We start from the raw sequence: 20652 nt of genomic DNA on the forward strand, positions 1-20652 counted from the left end.
CGGCCGAGGCCGCGGGGCGGTCAGCGCGGGGCGCGGGCCACCCAGCCGCGTTCGTACGCGTGCCAGCCGAGCTGCAGCCGGGTGGAGACCCCGGTCAGCTCCATGAGTCCCTTCACCCGTCGCTGCACCGTCCGTAGCCCCAGGTCCAGCTGTTTTGCGACACTCGCGTCCGTCAGACCGGCCAGCAGAAGCGAGAGGATCTCCAGGTCGGTGGGATCCGCACCCGGACCGTTCTCCTCCCGGATCCCGCTCGCGCCGAGCCGCAGCGGCATCGCGTCGCGCCACACGGCCTCGAAGAGGCCCATCAGCGACTCCAGCAGCCCGCTGGCGTGGATCACCAGGGCGGCCGGTTCGGCCCCACGGCCGGTCAGCGGCACCATGGCCAGCGCGGAGTCGGCGAGCACCAGCTTCGTCGGCACCCGGTCCACCACCCGGCACTGCTCGTCGCGGCCCAGCGCCGCCGCCAGCTCCACGATCCCGGACGGCAGCGAGAGGACGTCCCGCTCGACGACCACGCGGTAGGACACACCCCGCATCGTCGCCCGTTCCTCGGACTCGTTCTCCATCCCGGTCACCGCGATGGGCTTCCCCGTGACCAGCGCGCAGACCTCCGACGTGGCACCCAGCTGCAGCTGGTGGAACCGGTGGGCCACCGCACTCGCACCCGTCACCACCTCGACCAGGTCGTGCACCGCGGGTTCGGCGGCCTCCGCCCGGTACTCCTCGGCGAGGAGGGCGGACGTCAGCTCCGCCTGTTCGAGCTCATGGCGTTGCTGGGTCAGCAGCGCGCCCAGGGCGACCCCGGGCGGCGCCGCGACCCAACGTTCCGTCCGCGACGACGACTGGGCCACGAGCCCCTGCTGTTCCAGGGCACGCAGAGCGCGCTCGGTCTCCGCCTCCGGCATCGCCAGCCGGCGCGCGAGATCGGGGAGTTCCGCGGCGCCCGCCGCGACCATCGCGCGGTAGACCGCTTCCTGTCTCTCGTCGAGACCTATCGCTGACAGCATCCTCGGCCCTCCCCGGATCGGTGCGTTTCCGCGCTCATCGGACGGGACGCGCCGTGGCGGGAAACGGCCACGGCGTAAACCCGCCGGGCCCATCATGCCCCGTAGCACCCGTTCCTCTGACAATCTGGCGCCACCGCAGCAACAACCGCCTCACGGGCGGTGGGCTGAACACAGACCGGCCCGCCGGACGACCTTCCCGTGGGGGGTGGGGACGTCCGGCGGGTCTTTTCGCGATGCCACTTCCGGGCCTCATTTCCGCATGAGCCGTTTTCGTACGCCCCGAGCGGTCGACACTATGGGCATGAGCCAGCAGGGGGAGAAGCCCGCCGCCCACGAGGACGAGTGGTGGCGCAGGCTGTACGACGAGACCGCGCCGGACACCGGGCCGAGCAGCGCGGCCGACAGTCTCGACGACCGCTTCGACTCGGCGTCGGATGCCGTGGGCGGCGCGGACACGCCCCGGCCGCCGGACCACGTGGACCACCCGGTCACGGCGGTGCCGCTGCCCGACCCGCGGTCTCCGGGAGCGGATCCGCCGACCGTGCCCGCGCCGGAGGCACCGCCCGTCGCCCCGGAGCCGGATCTTCCGCGCACCGTCGTGCGCGGGCGAGCCCCCTGGGAGGCCCCTGCCGGGCCCTCCGGGCCGCAGACCTTCGCCGCACCGCCACCCGCCGTGCCGGAGCCGTCGGCGCGCCCCGCCCCCGGCCACGTCGGGGACCGGCCCCCCACCTACGACGCCGAGCCCGCCGCGCTGCCCGCGTCAGGCCCCGACGACCTCGACGACCTCGTCCCCGACACGGTCCTGGACGGCGCCCGCTACGGGACGTTCACGCTGCGGGCCGCGTCCGTGCGCGGGGACTCGGCGCGCTTCCGCGGTGAGCCCCGCCGTGACGCCCTGCTCACCGCGCGCTTCGGTACGGGGGACAGTGCCCTCGTCCTGGTCGCCGTGGCCGGCGGCGACAGGGGCGCGGAACGGGCCGGTCCGGCGGCCGCCGACGCCTGTCGCTGGATCGGCGGATCGGTCGCCCGCAGTCACGCCCGGCTCTCCGACGACATAAGAGCGGGACGCAGGGACGACCTGAGGTCGGGACTGCACCGCCTCACCGACCGCACCTACGGCAAGCTGCGCGCCCGTGCCGTCGAACTCGGCCTCGAACCGTCCGCGTACCACGCCGGCCTGCGGTGTCTGCTGCTGTCCGCCGACCCGGAGTGCCGCACCCGGGTCTTCTTCGGCATCGGGCCGGGCGGCCTCTTCCGCCTCCGCGACGGAGCCTGGCAGGACCTCGATCCCGTGCTCCCCGCGACCGGCGCCGCGGTGCCCGAAGCAGGACCCGGCGGGGACCGGCTGACGATGGACCTGCAGATCACCACGGTCCCGTCCCCGTACGCCGGAGGCCCGCCGCCACCGCCCGCCGAGCCCTTCCGCTTCCGCGCCTCCGTCGCCAGGCCCGGCGACACGCTGCTGCTCTGCGGAAACGGCCTGGCCGAACCGATGCGCGGTGAGCCGGCGCTCGCCGATGAGCTGGCGCGGCGCTGGTCCGCGGACGGCCCACCCGGCCTGCCCGCCTTCCTGGCCGACACCCAGCTCAGGACCAAGGGGTACGCCGACGACCGTACGGGCGCCGCGGTCTGGGAGGCGTAACCGGGCGCGCCGTGGGTTGATGGACCCACGGACAGCCGGAGGCAGAGAGGGTGCGCACCCATGGCCAAGCAGAACGTGTCGGAACAGTTCGTCGACATCCTCGTGCGGGCGGGGGTCAAGCGGCTGTACGGCGTCGTCGGCGACAGTCTGAACCCCGTGGTCGACGCCATCCGGCGTAACGCCGCCATCGAGTGGGTCCAGGTCAGGCACGAGGAGACCGCCGCGTTCGCGGCCGGCGCCGAGGCCCAGATCACCGGCACCCTCGCCGCCTGCGCAGGGTCGTGCGGGCCGGGCAATCTCCACCTCATCAACGGCCTGTACGACGCCCACCGCTCCATGGCCCCGGTGCTCGCACTCGCCTCGCACATCCCGTCGAGCGAGATCGGCCTCGGCTACTTCCAGGAGACCCATCCGGAGCTGCTCTTCCAGGAGTGCAGCCACTACAACGAGATGATCTCCAACCCGCAGCAGATGCCGCGGCTGCTCCAGACGGCGATCCAGCACGCCATCGGCCGGGGCGGTGTCAGTGTGGTGTCCATGCCTGGCGACATCGCCTCGCAGCCGGCCCCGGAGAAGTCGATCGAGCACGCCCTCGTCACTTCCCGGCCGTCGGTGAAGCCCGGCGACGAGGAGATCGACAAGCTGTGCCGGATGATCGACAAGGCCAAACGGGTGACGCTGTTCTGCGGGAGCGGAACGGCCGGCGCGCACGCCGAGGTCATGGAGTTCGCCGAGCGGGTGAAGGCCCCGGTCGGTCACGCGCTGCGCGGCAAGGAGTGGATCCAGTACGACAACCCGTACGACGTGGGCATGAGCGGACTGCTCGGCTACGGCGCCGCCTACGAGGCCACCAACGAGTGCGACCTGCTGATCCTGCTGGGCACCGACTTCCCGTACAACGCATTCCTGCCGACCGACGTGAAGATCGTCCAGGTCGATGTGCGCCCCGAGCACCTGGGCCGGCGGTCCAAGCTCGACCTGGCGGTCTGGGGCGATGTGCGCGAGACGCTGCGTGCACTGACACCGCGGGTGAAGGTCAAGACCGACCGCAAGTTCCTCGACCGGATGCTGAAGAAGCACGCCGACGCGCTCGAAGGCGTGGTCAAGGCGTACACGCGGAAGGTCGACAAGCACGTCCCGATCCATCCCGAGTACGTCGCGTCGGTCCTCGACGACCTCGCGGACGACGACGCCGTGTTCACCGTCGACACCGGCATGTGCAACGTGTGGGCGGCCCGCTATCTCACACCCAACGGCAAGCGCAGGGTGATCGGCTCCTTCAGCCACGGCTCGATGGCGAACGCGCTGCCGCAGGCGATCGGCGCCCAGTTCACCGACCGGAACCGGCAGGTCGTGTCGATGTCCGGCGACGGCGGGTTCACCATGCTGATGGGTGACTTCCTCACGCTCGTCCAGTACAACCTGCCGGTGAAGGTCGTCCTGTTCAACAACTCCTCGCTCGGCATGGTCGAGCTGGAGATGCTGGTGGCGGGACTGCCTTCGTTCGGCACGACCAACGAGAACCCCGACTTCGCGGCGATCGCACGGGCCGCCGGAGCCTACGGAGTACGGGTGGAGAAGCCCAAGCAGTTGGCGGGCGCGCTCAAGGACGCCTTCAGGCACAAGGGGCCGGCGCTCGTGGACGTGGTCACCGACCCGAACGCACTCTCCATCCCGCCGAAGATCAGCGCCGACATGGTCACCGGCTTCGCCCTCTCCGCCAGCAAGATCGTCCTGGACGGCGGGGTGGGCAGGATGCTCCAGATGGCGCGCTCCAACCTCCGCAACGTGCCGAGGCTCTGAGCGGGGCCTCGGCGGGTGGGGGCCGAAGGCGCCCTGCGGCGGACTCGTTAGTGTGAGGACATGACCAGGGAGACCCGCACCGTGCCGGAGCAGGACGCGGCGCGGAGCCCGTTCGTCATCCACGGTTACGAGGAGACCGTCGCGCACGACACCAGCTGGAACGCCCATGCCCACCCCTGGGACGAACTGCTCTGGAACCAGCGGGGCGCGTCCATGGCCGTGGTCGGCGCGCGGGCGTGGACGATCACCCCGACTCTGGGCCTGTGGATGCCGGCGGGCACGATGCATTCCGGTTCGGCGATCGCCGGGACGTGGTACCGGGCGACCTTCTTCGGCCGGGCCGCCACGCCCTCCCTCTCGGACGTACCCGTGGCCGTGGAGATCACCCCGCTGCTCCGCCTGCTGCTGGAGCGGCTCGGCGACGGCACCCACGGGCCCGCGTCCCAGGCGGCCACGGAGGCGATGGTGCTGGACGTGCTCACCCCGTCCTCCCGGCAGTTGCTGGTCCATGCCCCGGCGTCCCCGCTGCTGCGCCCGATCGCGGAGGCCGTGCGTGACAACCCCGGTGACCAGCGGACGCTGTCCCAGTGGGCCGCCGAGCTGGGCGTGAGCGCCCGAACCGTCACCCGTGCCTTCAACGCCGAGACCGGCACCAGTTTCGCGCGCTGGGTGGCCGGAGTCCGGGCACAGCACGCTGTCGGACTGCTCACCCGGGGCTGGGAGGTGGAGGCCGTCGCCGCAGAGGTCGGCTACCGCTCGGCGAGTGCCTTCGGTGCGGCCTTCCGGCGTACGACGGGACTGACCCCCGGAGCCTTCAGGGCGCGCTGAGCCTCAGCACCGGGAGCTGGGCCCCGGGGTGATTTCTCGCCTGATGTCCCGATCGCTACAACGGATGTCCGTAACAGGTGATTGCGACATTCCTATGACTTTCATAAGGTCAAGGCCAAGCAAGCCTTACCTAAGTCGCTTGTGAGTTTTTTTCGGTGCACCGCTCCACGTTCGACACCGCCCATGCGGACTCGTGCGGGGCCGGCGCTGCCCATTCCTGAACTGGAGTACGGATCCATGCGTCCACACCGCCTTCGCACAGTCGCCGTCGCGGCCGCCCTGCTGGTGGGCCTCACGGCCTGCGGCGGGGAGTCCGGGTCCGAGAAGGCCGAGAGCGGCAAGGCCGGATCGGGGGAGTTCCCGGTCACGATCGAGCACGCACTGGGCAAGACCACGATCCCGTCCGAGCCCAAGCGGGTCGCCACGGTGAACTGGGCCAACCACGAGGTGCCGCTGGCGCTCGGCGTCGTGCCCGTCGGGATGGCCGCCGCGAACTTCGGGGACGACGACGCCGACGGGGTCCTGCCCTGGGTCTCGGACAAGCTGAAGGAGCTGGGCGCCAAGACCCCGGTCCTCTTCGACGAGACCGACGGCATCGACTTCGAAGCCGTGGCCGACACGAAGCCGGACGTCATCCTGGCCTCCTACTCCGGGCTGACCCAGCAGGACTACGACACGCTGAGCGACATCGCTCCCGTGGTGGCGTACCCGGAGGCGGCGTGGGCCACCCCCTGGCGCGAGATCATCCAGCTGAACAGCAAGGCGATCGGCCTCGCCGACGAGGGCGAGAAGCTGATCGACGAGGTCGAGGGCGACATCAAGAAGACCGTCGCCAAGTACCCCCAGCTCACGGGCAAGTCGGCGATGTTCATGACGCACATCGACCCCAACGACGTGAGCGAGGTCGGCTTCTACACGGCCCACGACACCCGTGCCCAGTTCTTCGAGGACCTGGGTCTGAAGACCCCGGGCAGCATCGCCGAGGCGTCCGCGGGCAACAAGAAGTTCTCGCTCACCAAGAGCGCGGAGCAGATCGACGCGTTCGACGACGTCGACATCATCACCGGCTACGGTGACGACACGGGTGAGCTGCTGAAGACCCTGAAGAAGGACCCCCTGCTCTCGAAGATCCCCGCAGTCGAGCGCGGATCCGTCTACCTCCTGCCGGGCAGCGCCCCGCTGGCGACCGCCGCGAACCCCACGCCGCTGTCGATCTCCTGGGTGCTGGAGGACTACGTGGCCGAGCTCGCCAAGGCCGCGGACAAGGTCAAGTGACCACACTCGACACCCGACCGACCCCGGACGCCGCCCTGGTGCGGCGTCCGGCCCGCGTCCGGCTCCTGTGGCTCCTGGTCACCCTGCTCCTGCTGGCGGCGGCGACCGTGCTCTCGGTCGCCGTCGGGTCGCGCACGGTCGCCTGGTCCGACGTCTGGAGCGCGCTCGGAGGAGCGGACGGGACACTGGAACAGGCGGCCGTCACCAAGCGGATCCCTCGCACCGTGCTGGCCGTGGTGGTCGGCGCGGCGCTGGGCCTGGCCGGTGGCGTCATGCAGGGAGTGACCCGCAACCCCCTGGCAGACCCGGGCATCCTCGGCGTCAACATGGGCGCGTCGCTGGCCGTGGTCACCGGGGTCGCCTTCTTCGGACTCACGTCCCCGACCGGGTACGTGTGGGTCGCCATGGCCGGAGCCGCGCTCTCGGCGGTGTTCGTCTACACCGTCGGCTCCCTGGGGCGTGGCGGCGCCACGCCCCTGAAGCTCGCCCTCGCGGGAGCCGCCACCTCCGCCGCCTTCGCCTCGCTGGTGACCGCTGTCGTCCTGCCCCGCAACGACATCTCCGGGGCCTTCCGGCTCTGGCAGATCGGCGGGGTCGGCGGCGCCTCCTACGAGCGCATCGGTCATGTGCTGCCGTTCCTGGGGATCGGCTTCCTGATCTGCCTGTTCTCCGCGCGGGCGCTGAACTCGCTGGCCCTGGGCGACGAACTCGCCGCCGGACTGGGTGAACGCGTATGGGTGGCCCGTGTCACGGCGGCGGCCGGCGCCGTCATCCTGTGCGGCGCCGCGACCGCGGCCGCCGGACCGATCGGCTTCGTCGGACTCGTCGTCCCGCACGCGTGCCGGATGATGGTCGGCGTCGACCACCGCTGGCTGCTGCCGTTCTCCGCGGTGACCGGTGCCGTGCTGCTGACCGCCGCCGATGTCGTCGGACGCATCGTGGCGCGGCCCTCGGAGGTCGACGTGGGCATCGTGACGGCGCTGATCGGCGCCCCGTTCTTCATCTACACCGTCCGCCGTCAGAAAGTGCGTGCCCTGTGAGCGCCCCCGCCGTCGCCCGGCCGTCCGTCCTGCGCGAGGTCACCCGAGGACGGGTCCGGAACGCCTCCCGCCGGCGTCTGATCGCACTGGTCCTCGCGGTGCTCGTCGTGGCCGCGTTCGCCGTGACGCTGATGGCGGGTCAGACCTTCTACCCTCCGCGTGACGTGGTCCGGGTGGTCCTCGGGGAGCAGGTTCCCGGAGCGTCCTTCACCGTGGGACGGCTGCGGCTTCCGCGCGCGGTGCTCGCCGTGGTCGCCGGATTCAGCTTCGGCATGGCAGGCGTCACCTTCCAGACGATGCTGCGCAATCCCCTGGCCAGCCCCGACGTCATCGGCATCAGCGCCGGCGCGAGCGCGGCGGCGGCCATCGCGATCGTGACGCTGTCGCTCGACGAGACGCAGGTGTCGGTCCTCGCGATCCTCGCCGCCCTCGTCGTCGCTCTGCTGGTGTACACGCTGGCGTTCCGCGACGGGGTCGTCGGCACCCGCCTCATCCTGATCGGCATCGGGATCTCGGCGATGCTCGACAGCATCACCTCCTACGTCCTGTCGCGGGCCGCCGAATGGGACCTCCAGGAGGCCACGCGCTGGCTGACCGGCAGCCTGAACGGTGTGAGCTGGGACCAGACGGTTCCTGCCCTCGTGGCGCTCGCCGTGCTGGCTCCCGTCCTGCTGTCGCAGGGCCGCAGCCTGTCCGCCCTGCAGCTCGGAGACGACACGGCCTCGGCCCTCGGGGTCCGTGTCGAACGCACCCGGATCACCGTCATCGTCGTCGCCGTCGGCCTGATCGCCTTCGCGACGTCCGCCGCGGGACCCATCGCCTTCGTGGCGTTCCTGTCCGGTCCGATCGCGGCCAGGGTGGTCGGCGCGGGAGGTTCGCTCCTGGTGCCCGCGGGGCTGGTCGGCGCGCTCCTGGTCCTCGTCGCCGACTTCGTGGGGCAGTTCGCCTTCGACACCCGCTACCCGGTCGGAGTCGTCACCGGGGTGCTCGGCGCGCCGTACCTCGTCTACCTCATCGTCCGCACCCATCGGGCTGGAGGCTCGATTTGACCACGTCCCACTCCCTCACCGCCGAACGCCTGACGCTCGGTTACGGCGACCGCGTCGTCGTCGACTCCCTCGACATGACCGTGCCGCCCGGCAAGGTCACCGTCATCGTCGGGGCCAACGCCTGCGGGAAGTCGACGCTGCTGCGCTCGATGTCCCGGCTGCTGTCACCCCGGGGCGGGCAGGTGCTCCTGGACGGCAGGCAGGTGCACCGCACGCCCGCCAAGGAACTCGCGCGCACGCTGGGGCTGCTGCCCCAGTCGCCCGTCGCACCCGAGGGCATCACGGTGCTGGACCTGGTGGGCCGCGGACGCCACCCCCACCAGGGTGTCTTCACACGGTGGAGCGAGAAGGACGACGCGGCCGTCGCCTCGGCCCTGGAGGCCACCCGGACCGCGGAGCTCGCCGACCGCTCGGTGGACGAGCTGTCCGGGGGGCAGCGCCAACGGGTGTGGATCGCCATGGCGCTGGCGCAGCAGACCGATCTGCTGCTTCTCGACGAGCCCACCACGTTTCTCGACGCCAGCCACCAGATGGAGGTGCTCGACCTCCTGACCGACCTCAACCGGGCGCGGGGGACGACCGTCGTGATGGTCCTGCACGACCTCAACCTGGCGGCCCGGTACGCCGATCACCTCATCGCCATCGCCGACGGGCGGATCCACGCAGCCGGTTCACCGGCCGAGGTGCTGACGGAGGAGACGGTGGGGACGGTGTTCGGTCTGGAGAGCCGGATCATCGAGGACCCGGTGTCCGGCAAGCCCCTGATGCTGCCCATCGGCCGGCACCACGTCCTGGACCGGGCCGACGCGGCCCCGCAGCAGGCGTAGCGTTCCGGGTCCGGTCCGGAGATCCGCGCCGCAGGTGGGGGACTACGGCGCGGACCGGATCCGGGGAGTGGGTCAGCAGTCGTGGTCGACCAGGTCGAAGGACTCGTAGTGGTCCGCGGTGTAGTAGTCCTCCTCGACCTCTTCACCCGTCACGATCCTGCGGGCCCCGCGGTCCGACGAGCCGGGCGTGATGACCGTGTACTCGTGGTAGTAGCCGGTGCTCTGACTGGGCAGCAGCGCCTCCCGGTTCTGGAAGACCGTGCCGTCCTGGTCGTACGGGAAGGGGCCGCCCGCCTCGATGAGATCGAGCGTGTCGTGGGCCTGTGACGGCAGCGCGGAGTAGCAGATGCTGCCGACCGCGGCGGCCGAGGGGGCCGTCGCGGCAGTCGCGGGGAGCGTCGCGGCCGAAGCGGTGACCGGCCCGCCGACGAAGAGGACGGACAGGAGGGCGGCGACGCCGCCGAGCGTGGTGATCCGTGGGGGGATTCGCATGTCCACCATGATGACGCGCGTAGATCCCCCTTCGTCAACGCCGGGACGGGTGAATTTTTGGGAAGTTAACGACCGGTAGGAAAATGTTACGCGCCGGTTGTACGCCCGGGCTTGCGAGTCGGCCTGTTCATATGTTGACGCCCGGGGACGCGTGACCGCTCGGCTGTGGGGCATGCATCCCGTGAAGGTGTTCGAGACATGACGTCGTGAAACGGAATCCAGGGAGGCCGATTCAGCGTGCGTGCGGGGGACATGACGAAGCGACAGGAGAGCCCGCCGGTGCGGCTGCACCGGAGACTCGGGCACACCGACCTGTCCGGTGTGGGGGAGATACGCACCGCGCTGCGGGAGTTCCTGCGCTACCGCAGGCGGCCGGAGGAGACGGAGGTGGCGGAACTCCTGCTCAGCGAACTGGTGACGAACGCGCTCATCCACACCAGGAACGGCGCCGTGGTCACCGTGACCTCCGCCCCCGCGACCTTGCGGGTGGAGGTGCGCGACTTCGTGGGCGGGCAGGAGCCCGCGCCGTACGTACCGAACGCCGACGACGGTACGCACGGCAGGGGGTTGCTCCTCGTCCAGAGCCTGGCGGACTCCTGGGGGGTCACGGCACAGGCGCTGGGCAAGGTGGTCTGGTTCGAGCTGAACGCCGGCATGTCCTGACCGCTCAGCCGAACTGCTGCTCCAGGTCCTTCAGTTTCCGCTCCAGGGAATCGAGCCGGGGCAGGGCCTGGGTGTCGTCCTCGGCGGTGAGGTCGACGGTCGTGGGATCACCGCTGGTGGTCTGTGCCGAAGTACTCCTGGAGTTCGAGCCGTTCACGGCTTGCAGGGATGGCCGGGGGCGCAAGGGCAGTTGTCCCGGCTCTGTTATGGCAGGCTCCGCGACGGCCGGTGGGCCGCCGCCCGGTGCCGGGGCGATGGCCTGGACGTCCAGCTGGCGGCCGTTCCGGCTGCCGCGCCCCCAGGCCCGGTTCTGCCGGTTCAGGGCCTTGATGTGGGCCCTGTCCAGCTTCGCCTGGTCCCTTCGGCGGTGCCGGTCCTGTTCCTTCTCCCGGCGGTCCTCGCGTACCTCGTCCACCGCCTCGTCCAAGGTGCGCACGCCCTCCAGGAGCATCAGCGACCAGGCGCCGAAGGTCTCCCTGGGGGCGCGCAGCCACCGTACGATCCGGATCTGCGGCAGCGGGCGGGGCACCAGGCCCTGTTCGCGCAGCGCCGCGCGGCGGGTCTGCTTCAGCGCGCGGTCGAACAGCACGGCGGCCGAGAGCGACATGCCCGCGAAGAAGTGCGGGGCGCCCGCGTGGTCGATCCCGCGTGGTGCGTGCACCCAGTTGAACCAGGCGGCGGCGCCGGCGAACGTCCACACCAGCAGCCGGGAGCCCAGCGCCGCGTCGCCGTGGCTGGCCTCGCGCACCGCGAGCACCGAACAGAACATCGCGGCCCCGTCGAGGCCGAAGGGCACGAGGTACTCCCAGCCCCCGGAGAGGCTGAGGTTTTGCCGGCCGAAGCCGACGAGCCCGTGGAAGGAGAGGGCAGCGGCGACCGCGGCACAGCAGAACAGCAGGACGTACGAGGCGGTGGCGTAGAGAGCCTCCTTGCGCCTGCGGCGCTCCTCGCTGCGTTCCCAGTTGTCATCGGCCGCGGCCTTCCCAGCGGCGCGCTTGCCGCGAGCGACCACCGTCACCGCCGCCATGACCCCCACGAGCAGTACGGCGCCCGGAAGCAGCCAGTCAAGCGATATGTCGGTCAGTCTCATGCGCGGTCCCTTGCGTCGCGATAGGGCGTTTCGGGCGCCATCGTGACGGAAATACCGCCGCGCTCAGGGGGTTTCAGGGCAAGTGAACGCGATTGGGGTGGCTGAGCTCATCGTTGGACGGAATCTTTCCGAATGCCCGCGCGAGAAGGCCGAGTTGTGTGCGAATTGTGGTCGCTCGTCCGAGGGGTGTGAGCCGCAGCAGTGCTCAGGCGGCCGTCGTCAGCTTCCGGACGCGGTCGGCGTCGCAGGTGCGCGGGCAGGTGACGCAGGTGTCCTCGGGCCGCAGGGTGTAGAAGAGGCAGCAGCTCGCGCGGTCGCGCGTCGGGAGCGATTCGCCGTCGGGGCCGGTCAGTTCACGGAAGCCGGCGGTGCCCACGTACGGCTCGGTGGTGCCCGGCAGGAGCAGTTCCAGCTCCCTCATCGCGCGGTCCTCCTCCCCGAGCAGATGCGCGACGTACCAGAGGCCCTCGACGATCTCGTCGGTGGCCATCCCCCACAGGGCACGCTTCCCGCGCCGCATGCGCGGCCGGAAACCGTCCAGCACCGGACCGAGGTGCCGCGCCACGGAGTCGAGGACCTCGGCCCGGAGGGCCGACTCGTCGGGAACGACCCTGGCCCCCGGCAGCCCGGCAGCCGGGTCGTCGGGCAGGCAGGCGAACTCCCGTACGCGGAGGGCCAGACGGCCCAGTTCGCGGTGGAAGGAGACGTCACCCACGGGGATCCGGGGGACCCGGCGGTGCGTGAACCACGGCAGGGTCACCAGGAGGCAGGCCGGCCAGGCGTAGCGGTGCAGCCCGAAGCTCGCCACCACGTCGGGGCGGGCCCGGGTGCCGTAGTCCCGCAGCACCTGGGCCTCGTCGCGGGCCAGGAATTCGTCCAGCGCGGCACCGCCCGCCGCGAGCTCGGCGGCGCCGACCCAGCCACCGCCCGAAGGCGCCACGGCGTCATCCGTGAGCACGTCGGCGCGCAGCCCGGGGAAGACCTCGGCCAGACGGACGTAAGCCGCCGTCAGAGGGGACGGGGCGGTGGCGGTGAGCACAGCGGGCACGGTCATTCAGGGACCACCGAATCACGATCTCTTACAGGTTAGCCTAACCTTACCCGAATAGATCGATGTGTGAACTTCGGCGCGCTCCGCCTATCGTGCACAGGGGGTGCGGCGCACGCGACCGGGCCCGCCAGCCCGAGGAGGTACCGGTGGAGCAGGGCAGAGCGCGTGAGGGCGTGTGGCCGTACGCGTCCTCGGGGACCCCGCCGGAGGTCCGCGTGCCCACGCAGGCGCGCGGCGAGCACACCCACAGCGAGCCGCCCGCACCCCGGGTGGTCCAGCGGCACTCCGTGCGTGGCCAGATCCTGGACGCACTGCGTGCCGCCCTCGTCGGCGGCGAGCTGGCCCCCGGGGAGGTCTACTCGGCCCCGGCGCTGGGCGCCCGCTTCGGGGTGTCCGCGACCCCGGTGCGCGAGGCGATGCAGCGGCTGGCCGCCGAAGGCGCCGTCGAGGTCGTGCCGAACCGCGGTTTCCGGGTCAGTGAGAAGGGCCCCCGCGAGTTGGCGGAGCTGGCCGAGGTGCGTGCCCTGGTCGAGGTCCCCGTCATGCTGCGCCTCGCCCGTACCGTCCCGGCGGCCGGCTGGTGCGCGCTGCGCCCGCTGGCCGACGCCACGGTCCGGGCCGCCGCCGTCGGTGACCGGGCGGCGTACGCGGAGAGCGACCGTGCCTTCCACCGTGCGGTGCTCGCGCTGTCCGGCAACCAGCAGCTCGTCTCGGTCGCCGACGACCTCCACCGCCGGTCCCAGTGGCCGCTGGTCGGCAGCCCCGCCGGACGCCGGGCCGACCTGCTGGCCGACGCCGCGGAGCACACCTCCCTGCTGGACGCGCTCATCGCCCAGGACCTTCCGGTGGTGCGGTCCCTCGTACGCGAACACTTCCACGGGGCCGACGTCTGAGGCCAGGGCCCGTCAGTTCGCCTCCACGGTCTCCGGCGGCGGCGGCTCCAGCCGCGGGGCCAGCCAGGTCGGTACGCCGCCCAGCAGGCGGAACAGCCTGCCGGCCTCGGCGCGCAGCCGGGCGGCCGCCTCGGGCTCGGACTCGGCGTCCGCGAGCGAGATGAGCGCCGGAGCCGTCCCGACGAGGTAGCCGAGCTCCTCCCTTATCCGCAGCGACTCCGCGAAGCCGTGCCGTGCCTCCGCCAGCTCTCCCTCGCCCAGGGCGAGCGACGCGAGGTGCCGCCAGGTGAAGGAGAGCAGAAGCTCGTCTCCCCGTGCCGCGGCACCGGCGTGCGCTCTGCGGTAGGCGGCACGGGCCGACTGGGGCGAGTCGGCGATGTTCTGGGCGATCAGGCCCCGGCGGAAGTCCAGCAGGGGACGGCCGGGGGCCGCCGGGGAGAGCAGCGCCGCGGCCCGGCTGAGCGCCACGCTCGCCTCGTCGGCCCGGTCGCGCGTCCCGAGCAGGGTCGAGGCGTAGGCGAGGTAGCCGCGCTCGCAGGCCGCCGCCCCGCGCTCGGAGTCGTCCTGGGCGAGCGCCTCCGCGGTGCGCAGCGCGTCCTCGGCGTCGGTCCAGCCGGTGCCCGTGTAGAGGCACCGCTCGGTCAGCAGAGAGGTCCGCTGGAGAGCGGCGGCGGGGTCGGTGGCGGCACGGGGTCCGAGCAGCGCGGCCGCGTCCGTCCAGCAGGCCCGTGAGCGCAGACGCCATACCGCGGTCTGGAGCGGCGGATCGTCATCTGCTGTCGTTCCGGAACCAGACATGGCGGAATGCGCCACATTGCCCTCCCCGAGCGCGCCATCGAGCTGTGGAGGCCGGGCCGGCGACCGCCGGTCGGCCAGGGTCTGCGCGCATCTCAGCACGGAATGGCACGCCGGGCCAAGGGGTGGGATCAATGTCAGGTGAAAGATTTCACAATCGCCCGGAGTCGCGAGGGGGTGTGACGGGCCGGGGAAGTCAGCTCATACGCAGGGCGAGGAAGAAGTCGAGCTTGTCCTCGAGGCGCGAAAGGTCACGTCCCGTCAACTGCTCGATACGGCCGACGCGGTAGCGCAGTGTGTTGACGTGCAGGTGCAGCCGGGCCGCGCAGCGGGTCCAGGAACCGTCGCAGTCCAGGAAGGCCATCAGCGTCTCGATCAGCTCCGCGCGGTGCCGCCGGTCGTAGTCCCGCAACGGGTCGAGGAGCCGGGCGGTGAAGGCGCGGCGGACGTCGTCCGGGACGAAGGGCAGCAGCAGGACGTGCGAGGCGAGCTCGTGGTGCCCCGCCGCGCAGACGGGGCCCGGCCGGGCCGCGGCGACCCGGCGGGCGTGCCGGGCCTCCTCGAGCGCACCGCGCAGCCCTTCGGCGGAATGCACGGCGGCACTGACACCCAGTGTCAGGCGGCCGTCGTCCGAGAGTCCCGCGGTGAGCGGGGCGCGGACGGCGCCGAGCAGGGCGTCGGCGTGCAGCGCGCTGTCGTGCGGTTCCGGGACGGCAGGGGTCTCGGCGCTGTCGGGGTCCGGTGCGGCGAGTGCCGCCAGCGGCACGAGGGCGACGGCCTCCTCGCCCGTGTACGCCACGGCGATCCGGTCCGCCGAGTCGGGGCCCGTCACCGAGGGGTCGACCAGGATCTCCTCCAGCAGGGCCTGCGCGGCCCGGCCGCCCGACAGGTCCTTGCCCTCTTCCGTCCACTCGACCCTGGCCACCACGACCTGCCAGTGCGGGGCCGCGCCGAGACCCGGCAGCAGCACGGGGGCGGCGACCCTCAGCCTGGCCGCGATCTCGGCCGGGGCGGCGCCCGTCCGGACCAGCTCGAGAACCTCCTGGGCGAGTCTGCGGCGTACCGAGCGGGCGGCGTCGCGGCGGTCCCGTTCGACGGCGATCAGCTGGGTGACGCCCTGGAGCAGGTCCAGCCGGGCCGCCGGCCAGTCGTCGGCGTCGGCGGCCACGGCCAGCAGCCAGTCCGACAGCACGGACTCGCGTGCATCGCGGGACGGGGCGGGCAGGGCACTCCGGCCGGTGTTCCGGATCGGGAACAGCGAATAGGGCGTGCCGTCCACCTCCGCCCGGTGCGGCCCCGGGCGGCCCGTGCGGGTCGCCGCGAGGTGCCGGCCCGCCAGCTCCGCGCCCGTACGAGGGGACAGGGGTTCACCCGCTCCGGCGATCTGCCGGCCCGTGGGGGACAGGACCCAGGCCTTCAGGTCCAGGTCGGAGGTCAGCAGATCGAGGACCACCTCGGGGCCTCCGCCGGCCGGGCCCGAGGTCATCAGCCTGCGGTGCCGGTCGACGACCGCGGCGAGGTCACCGGCCCGCTCACCGGAGACCTGGCGCACCACATGCTCGGTGATCGTCGCGAACGCGACGGTCTCGTCGACCGCGAAGAGCGGCAGCCGGTGCCGCAGACACGCCTCGACCAGATCGTCGGGGACGTCCCCGAGCTCCGCCTCGCCCGCCGCCAGACCGGCCACCCCGGCGTTCGCCAGGATCCGGACGAACGGCTCCGCGTCCGATGCGTCCCGGCGCCAGGCCAGACCCGTGAGGACCAGCTCGCCGCCGGAGAGATACCGGCTGGGGTCGCGCAGGTCGGTCGTCATGACGCCCCGGACCGAACGGTCCAGCTCGTCCTCGCCGCCGAGCAGCCGCAGGCCCAGTGCCTCGGTGTCCAGCAGTGCGCGCAGCCGCATCGTCGATTGCCGCCGATCTCTTCGTTGGTGCGGGGACGGCGGAGGGAGGTCACCTGTGAGGTGCGGTGAGGTCACCGCTGTCCGCCATTCGTTCGAATCTACAAGACCGGGACAGGGGCCAGCCAATTCCTTCATGGGTTCGGTGACTGCACCGAGTGGAGCAAGGCTTGTGTACTGGGCCACACACCGCGTCAACAACACAGGAACGACCCCGTCCAGGGCCGGCCGTCCCCAGCCCAGCCGAACGACCCGACCGAGAAGAAGAGAGCCACTCATGGACTTCCTTCGCCCCGCCAGCTGGGAGGAGGCGCTCGCCGCCAAGGCCGAGCACCCGACGGCTGTGCCCATCGCGGGTGGCACCGACGTGATGGTCGAGATCAACTTCGACCACCGGCGGCCCGAACACCTCATGGATCTCAACCGCATCGGTGAGCTGTCCGAGTGGCAGGTGGGCCCGGACGCCGTACGCCTCGGCGCCTCGGTGCCCTACAGCGCCGTCATGGACCACCTGCGGGCCGAGCTGCCCGGTCTCGCCCTCGCCTCGCACACCGTCGCGTCGCCGCAGATCCGCAACCGAGGCGGCGTCGGCGGCAACCTGGGCACCGCCTCACCCGCCGGGGACGCCCACCCGGCCCTGCTCGCCGCCGGCGCCGAGGTCGAAGCCGCGTCCGTACGGGGGACGCGGATGATCCCGATCGACGACTTCTACACCGGCGTCAAGCGCAACGCCCTCGCCCCGGACGAGCTGATCCGTGCCGTGCACATCAAGAAGGCCGACGGACCGCAGCAGTACTCCAAGGTAGGCACCCGCAACGCCATGGTCATCGCCGTCTGCGCCTTCGGCCTCGCGCTCCACCCCGCGACCCGCACCGTGCGCACCGGCATCGGCTCCGCCGCCCCGACCCCGGTACGGGCGGAAGCAGCGGAGACGTTCCTGAACGCCGCGCTGGAGGAGGGCGGCTTCTGGGAGAGCGGAAGGACCATCACCCCGTCCGTGGCGAAGCAGTTCGCCCAGCTCGCCGCCGGGGCCTGCAACCCCATCGACGACGTACGGGGCACCGCCGCCTACCGCAGGCACGCCGTCGGCATCATGGCCCGCCGCACCCTGGGCTGGACCTGGGAGCAGTACCGCGGAGCGGGCCGCACCCTCGAAGGAGCTGCTTGATCATGCGAGTGAATTTCACGGTCAACGGCCGGAAGCAGGAAGCCGACGACGTCTGGGAGGGCGAGTCCCTCCTCTACGTGCTGCGCGAGCGCATGGGCCTCCCCGGCTCCAAGAACGCCTGCGAACAGGGCGAATGCGGCTCCTGCACGGTCCGCCTCGACGGGGTGCCCGTCTGCTCCTGTCTCGTCGCAGCGGGCCAGGCCGAGGGCCGCGAGGTCGTCACCGTCGAGGGCCTCGCCGACTACGCCAGGCACCGCGACGACGCCCATCCCGGCACCGGCTGCGCCGCCGGCACCTGCGGAATCCCGCTCGACGCCGCCCGGCGGTGGCGGGCCGGACCCGACGACGGACGGAGCGCCGACCCGGCGGAACTCTCCCCGATTCAGCAGGCGTTCATCGACGCGGGCGCCGTGCAGTGCGGCTTCTGCACCCCCGGGCTGCTGGTCGCCGCCGACCAACTGCTCGAAGCGCAGCCCTCCCCGTCCGACCAGGACATCCGCGAGGCACTCTCCGGCAACCTCTGCCGCTGCACCGGTTACGAGAAGATCCTCGACGCGGTCCGTCTCGCGGCCGCCCGTCAGGAAGAGGCGGTCCGATAGCCATGTCGCCGCACCCGCGAGCCGCGTCCGTACCGGCCGGCACCCCCACCAAGATCACCCAGGGCTCCGAGACCCGGGGCGGTATCGGCGAGTCCACGCTCCGCCCCGACGGCATCCTCAAGGTCACCGGTGAGTTCGCCTACTCCTCGGACATGTGGCACGAGGACATGCTGTGGGGCCACACACTCCGCTCCACCGTCGCGCACGCCGAGATCCGCTCCATCGACATCGGCGAGGCCGTCGCCACGCCCGGTGTGTACGCGGTCCTGACCTACGACGACCTGCCCGCGGAGATGAAGAACTACGGGCTGGAGATCCAGGACACCCCGGTCCTCGCCCACGGCAAGGTCCGCCACCACGGCGAGCCCGTGGCGCTCGTCGCCGCGGACCACCCCGAGACCGCCCGCCGCGCCGCCGCGAAAATCCGGATCGACTACGCCGAACTGCCGGTCGTCACCGACGAGGAGTCCGCGACGGCCCCCGGCGCTGTCCTGGTCCACGAGGGCCGTACGGACCACCACATCGGCCACGTCCCGCACCCCAACATCGTGCACCGTCAGCCCATCGTCCGGGGCGACGCCGACGCGGCAGCCGGACGGGCCGACGTGATCGTCTCCGGTGACTACGTCTTCGGGATGCAGGACCAGGCGTTCCTCGGCCCCGAGTCCGGCCTCGCCGTGCCGTCCGAGGACGGCGGCATCGAGCTGTACGTCGCCACCCAGTGGCTGCACTCGGACCTCAAGCAGATCGCCCCGGTCCTCGGCCTCCCCGAGGACAAGGTCCGCATGACGCTCTCCGGCGTCGGCGGTGCCTTCGGCGGCCGCGAGGACCTGTCGATGCAGATCCACGCCTGCCTGCTGGCGCTGCGCACCGGCAAGCCCGTCAAGATGGTCTACAACCGTTTCGAGTCCTTCTTCGGCCACGTCCACCGGCACCCCGCGAAGCTGCAATACGAGCACGGGGCCACCAAGGACGGCAAGCTCACCCACATGAAGTGCCGGATCGTGCTGGACGGCGGCGCCTACGCCTCCGCCTCCCCGGCAGTCGTCGGCAACGCCTCCTCGCTCGCGGTCGGACCGTACGTCGTCGAGGACGTGGACATCGAGGCGATCGCGCTCTACTCCAACAACCCGCCCTGCGGCGCCATGCGCGGCTTCGGCGCGGTCCAGGCGTGCTTCGCCTACGAGGCACAGATGGACAAGCTGGCCGCCGCCCTCGACATGGACCCGGTCGAGCTGCGGCAGCTGAACGCCATGGAGCAGGGCACCCTCCTCCCCACCGGACAGCCCGTCGACTCACCGGCCCCCGTCGCCGAACTGCTGCGCCGCGTCAAGGCCCGCCCGATGCCCCCCGAACAGCAGTGGCTCTCCGCCGACGCCGAGGGCAGCTCCGTCGACGTACGGGCCCTGCCGGGCGGGCTGTCCAACACCACGCACGGCGAAGGCGTCGTACGCGGTGTCGGTTACGCCGTCGGGCTGAAGAACGTCGGTTTCTCCGAGGGCTTCGACGACTACTCCACCGCCCGGGTGAGGATGGAGGTCATCAACGGCGAACCGGTGGCCACCGTGCACACCGCGATGGCCGAGGTCGGGCAGGGCGGGGTCACCGTCCACGCCCAGATCGCCCGTACCGAGCTCGGCGTCAGCCAGGTGACCATCCATCCGGCGGACACCCGGGTCGGCTCCGCCGGCTCCACGTCGGCCTCCCGGCAGACGTACGTCACCGGAGGGGCCGTGAAGAACTCCTGCGAGGCCGTCAGGGAACAGGTTCTGGAGATCGGCCGCCGCAAGTTCGGCACGTACCACCCCGCCTGGGCCACCGCCGAACTCCTCCTGGAGGGCGGCAAGGTCGTCACCGACGGGGGCGAGGTGCTCGCCCCGCTGGCCGAGGTGCTGGAGGGCGAGGCCGTCGACGTCGAGCTGGAGTGGCGCCACCGGCCCACCGAGGCCTTCGACCTGCTCACCGGACAGGGCAACGGCCATGTCCAGTACTCCTTCGCCGCGCACCGTGCCGTGGTCGAGGTCGACACCGAGCTCGGCCTCGTCAAGGTCATCGAACTGGCCTGCGCCCAGGACGTCGGCAAGGCGCTCAACCCGCTGTCGGTCGTCGGCCAGATCCAGGGCGGCACCCTCCAGGGCATGGGCATCGCCGTCATGGAGGAGATCATCGTGGACCCGAAGACCGCGAAGGTGCGCAACCCGTCCTTCACGGACTACCTGCTGCCCACCATCCTCGACACCCCGGCCCTCCCGGTCGAGGTGCTCGAACTCGCCGACGACCACGCCCCGTACGGGCTGCGTGGCGTCGGTGAGGCTCCGACCCTGTCGTCCACCCCCGCCGTCCTCGCGGCGATCCGGAACGCGACGGGCCTGGAGCTCAACAGGACGCCGGTGCGCCCCGAGCACATCACCGGTAGCTGACGGAACGTCAGAGAACCCGGGGTGCTGCCGGCTCACCGCCGGCCACCCCGGGACCCGACCGACCGACGCATCTGTACGAAGAGTTCGTCTCGGGCCGTCCCCCGGGTCGT

18 protein-coding genes are annotated in these 20652 nt (G+C 71.7%); 12 read left to right on the top strand and 6 right to left on the bottom strand.

All coding sequences use genetic code 11. The annotated features are described in order from the left end of the window. Nucleotides 1–20: 20 nt before the first annotated feature. Nucleotides 21–1007 (bottom strand): helix-turn-helix domain-containing protein, encoded by a 987-nt coding sequence (locus ABT001_RS12195; protein WP_351275758.1) that lies wholly within the window; start codon nucleotides 1005–1007, stop codon nucleotides 21–23. A gap of 301 nt (nucleotides 1008–1308) precedes the next feature. On the opposite strand from ABT001_RS12195, the gene ABT001_RS12200 reads away from it, so the two are divergent. The 7 genes from ABT001_RS12200 to ABT001_RS12230 all read left to right on the top strand — a co-directional run bounded on the left by ABT001_RS12200 (nucleotide 1309) and on the right by ABT001_RS12230 (nucleotide 9471). Then, entirely contained in the window at nucleotides 1309–2649 is a 1341-nt protein-coding gene (locus tag ABT001_RS12200; protein ID WP_351275760.1) for a protein phosphatase 2C domain-containing protein, read from the top strand. A gap of 60 nt (nucleotides 2650–2709) precedes the next feature. Continuing rightward, nucleotides 2710–4452 (top strand): pyruvate dehydrogenase, encoded by a 1743-nt coding sequence (locus ABT001_RS12205; RefSeq protein WP_351275762.1) that lies wholly within the window; start codon nucleotides 2710–2712, stop codon nucleotides 4450–4452. A gap of 60 nt (nucleotides 4453–4512) precedes the next feature. Further along, the gene (locus ABT001_RS12210) at nucleotides 4513–5280 is read left to right on the top strand and encodes a helix-turn-helix domain-containing protein (RefSeq protein WP_351275764.1); all 768 of its coding nucleotides are present in this window, start codon (nucleotides 4513–4515) and stop codon (nucleotides 5278–5280) included. A 237-nt stretch (nucleotides 5281–5517) separates the two neighbouring features. Then, nucleotides 5518–6555: an iron-siderophore ABC transporter substrate-binding protein gene (locus ABT001_RS12215; protein WP_351275766.1), complete on the top strand. Its 1038-nt coding sequence runs from the start codon at nucleotides 5518–5520 to the stop codon at nucleotides 6553–6555. Then, complete coding sequence (locus ABT001_RS12220) at nucleotides 6552–7595, top strand: FecCD family ABC transporter permease (protein ID WP_351275768.1); 1044 nt, start codon at nucleotides 6552–6554, stop codon at nucleotides 7593–7595. Before ABT001_RS12215 ends, ABT001_RS12220 begins: the two co-directional genes overlap by 4 nt. Beyond that, nucleotides 7592–8644, top strand: coding sequence for a FecCD family ABC transporter permease (locus ABT001_RS12225; protein ID WP_351275770.1), 1053 nt, complete (start codon nucleotides 7592–7594; stop codon nucleotides 8642–8644). The genes ABT001_RS12220 and ABT001_RS12225 overlap by 4 nt, the downstream gene beginning before the upstream one ends. Then, nucleotides 8641–9471: an ABC transporter ATP-binding protein gene (locus tag ABT001_RS12230; RefSeq protein WP_351275772.1), complete on the top strand. Its 831-nt coding sequence runs from the start codon at nucleotides 8641–8643 to the stop codon at nucleotides 9469–9471. Before ABT001_RS12225 ends, ABT001_RS12230 begins: the two co-directional genes overlap by 4 nt. A 72-nt stretch (nucleotides 9472–9543) precedes the next feature. Here the strand turns inward: ABT001_RS12230 and ABT001_RS12235 are convergent, their stop codons facing one another. Beyond that, nucleotides 9544–9963 carry a guanyl-specific ribonuclease gene (locus ABT001_RS12235; RefSeq protein WP_351275774.1) on the bottom strand — a complete coding sequence of 140 codons (420 nt, stop codon included), beginning with the start codon at nucleotides 9961–9963 and terminating at the stop codon, nucleotides 9544–9546. Nucleotides 9964–10215: 252 nt separating this feature from the next. On the opposite strand from ABT001_RS12235, the gene ABT001_RS12240 reads away from it, so the two are divergent. After that, nucleotides 10216–10626: an ATP-binding protein gene (locus tag ABT001_RS12240; RefSeq protein ID WP_351275776.1), complete on the top strand. Its 411-nt coding sequence runs from the start codon at nucleotides 10216–10218 to the stop codon at nucleotides 10624–10626. A 4-nt stretch (nucleotides 10627–10630) separates the two neighbouring features. On the opposite strand, the gene ABT001_RS12245 is transcribed toward ABT001_RS12240, so the two are convergent. Together ABT001_RS12245 and ABT001_RS12250 are read right to left on the bottom strand one after the other, a co-directional pair. Further along, nucleotides 10631–11716 carry a DUF2637 domain-containing protein gene (locus tag ABT001_RS12245; protein ID WP_351275778.1) on the bottom strand — a complete coding sequence of 362 codons (1086 nt, stop codon included), beginning with the start codon at nucleotides 11714–11716 and terminating at the stop codon, nucleotides 10631–10633. 205 nt (nucleotides 11717–11921) lie between these two features. After that, a complete protein-coding gene (locus ABT001_RS12250) occupies nucleotides 11922–12770 on the bottom strand; it encodes a (2Fe-2S)-binding protein (protein ID WP_351275780.1) in 849 nt (282 codons plus the stop codon). A gap of 143 nt (nucleotides 12771–12913) precedes the next feature. On the opposite strand from ABT001_RS12250, the gene ABT001_RS12255 reads away from it, so the two are divergent. Next, nucleotides 12914–13660 carry a GntR family transcriptional regulator gene (locus tag ABT001_RS12255; protein WP_351275782.1) on the top strand — a complete coding sequence of 249 codons (747 nt, stop codon included), beginning with the start codon at nucleotides 12914–12916 and terminating at the stop codon, nucleotides 13658–13660. Nucleotides 13661–13672: 12 nt separating this feature from the next. Here ABT001_RS12255 and ABT001_RS12260 read toward each other — a convergent pair whose 3' ends face one another. Together ABT001_RS12260 and ABT001_RS12265 are read right to left on the bottom strand one after the other, a co-directional pair. Next, nucleotides 13673–14458: a hypothetical protein gene (locus ABT001_RS12260; RefSeq protein ID WP_351275784.1), complete on the bottom strand. Its 786-nt coding sequence runs from the start codon at nucleotides 14456–14458 to the stop codon at nucleotides 13673–13675. 193 nt (nucleotides 14459–14651) lie between these two features. Continuing rightward, the gene (locus ABT001_RS12265) at nucleotides 14652–16358 is read right to left on the bottom strand and encodes a PucR family transcriptional regulator (protein ID WP_351275786.1); all 1707 of its coding nucleotides are present in this window, start codon (nucleotides 16356–16358) and stop codon (nucleotides 14652–14654) included. A 274-nt stretch (nucleotides 16359–16632) separates the two neighbouring features. Here ABT001_RS12265 and ABT001_RS12270 point away from each other — a divergent pair, with 274 nt between their 5' ends. Genes ABT001_RS12270 through ABT001_RS12280 form a run of 3 tightly spaced genes read left to right on the top strand, consistent with a single transcriptional unit; the run spans nucleotide 16633 to nucleotide 20542 of the window. Then, on the top strand, nucleotides 16633–17523 hold the full coding sequence (locus ABT001_RS12270) for an FAD binding domain-containing protein (RefSeq protein ID WP_351275788.1): 891 nt from the start codon (nucleotides 16633–16635) through the stop codon (nucleotides 17521–17523). Nucleotides 17524–17525: 2 nt separating this feature from the next. Then, on the top strand, nucleotides 17526–18122 hold the full coding sequence (locus ABT001_RS12275) for a (2Fe-2S)-binding protein (protein ID WP_351275790.1): 597 nt from the start codon (nucleotides 17526–17528) through the stop codon (nucleotides 18120–18122). Between the two features lie 2 nt (nucleotides 18123–18124). Next, nucleotides 18125–20542 carry a xanthine dehydrogenase family protein molybdopterin-binding subunit gene (locus ABT001_RS12280; protein WP_351275792.1) on the top strand — a complete coding sequence of 806 codons (2418 nt, stop codon included), beginning with the start codon at nucleotides 18125–18127 and terminating at the stop codon, nucleotides 20540–20542. The last annotated feature ends 110 nt before the right edge of the window (nucleotides 20543–20652 follow it).

This window comes from Streptomyces sp. NPDC002793 (assembly GCF_040295485.1).
Taxonomy (GTDB): Bacteria; Actinomycetota; Actinomycetes; order Streptomycetales; family Streptomycetaceae; genus Streptomyces.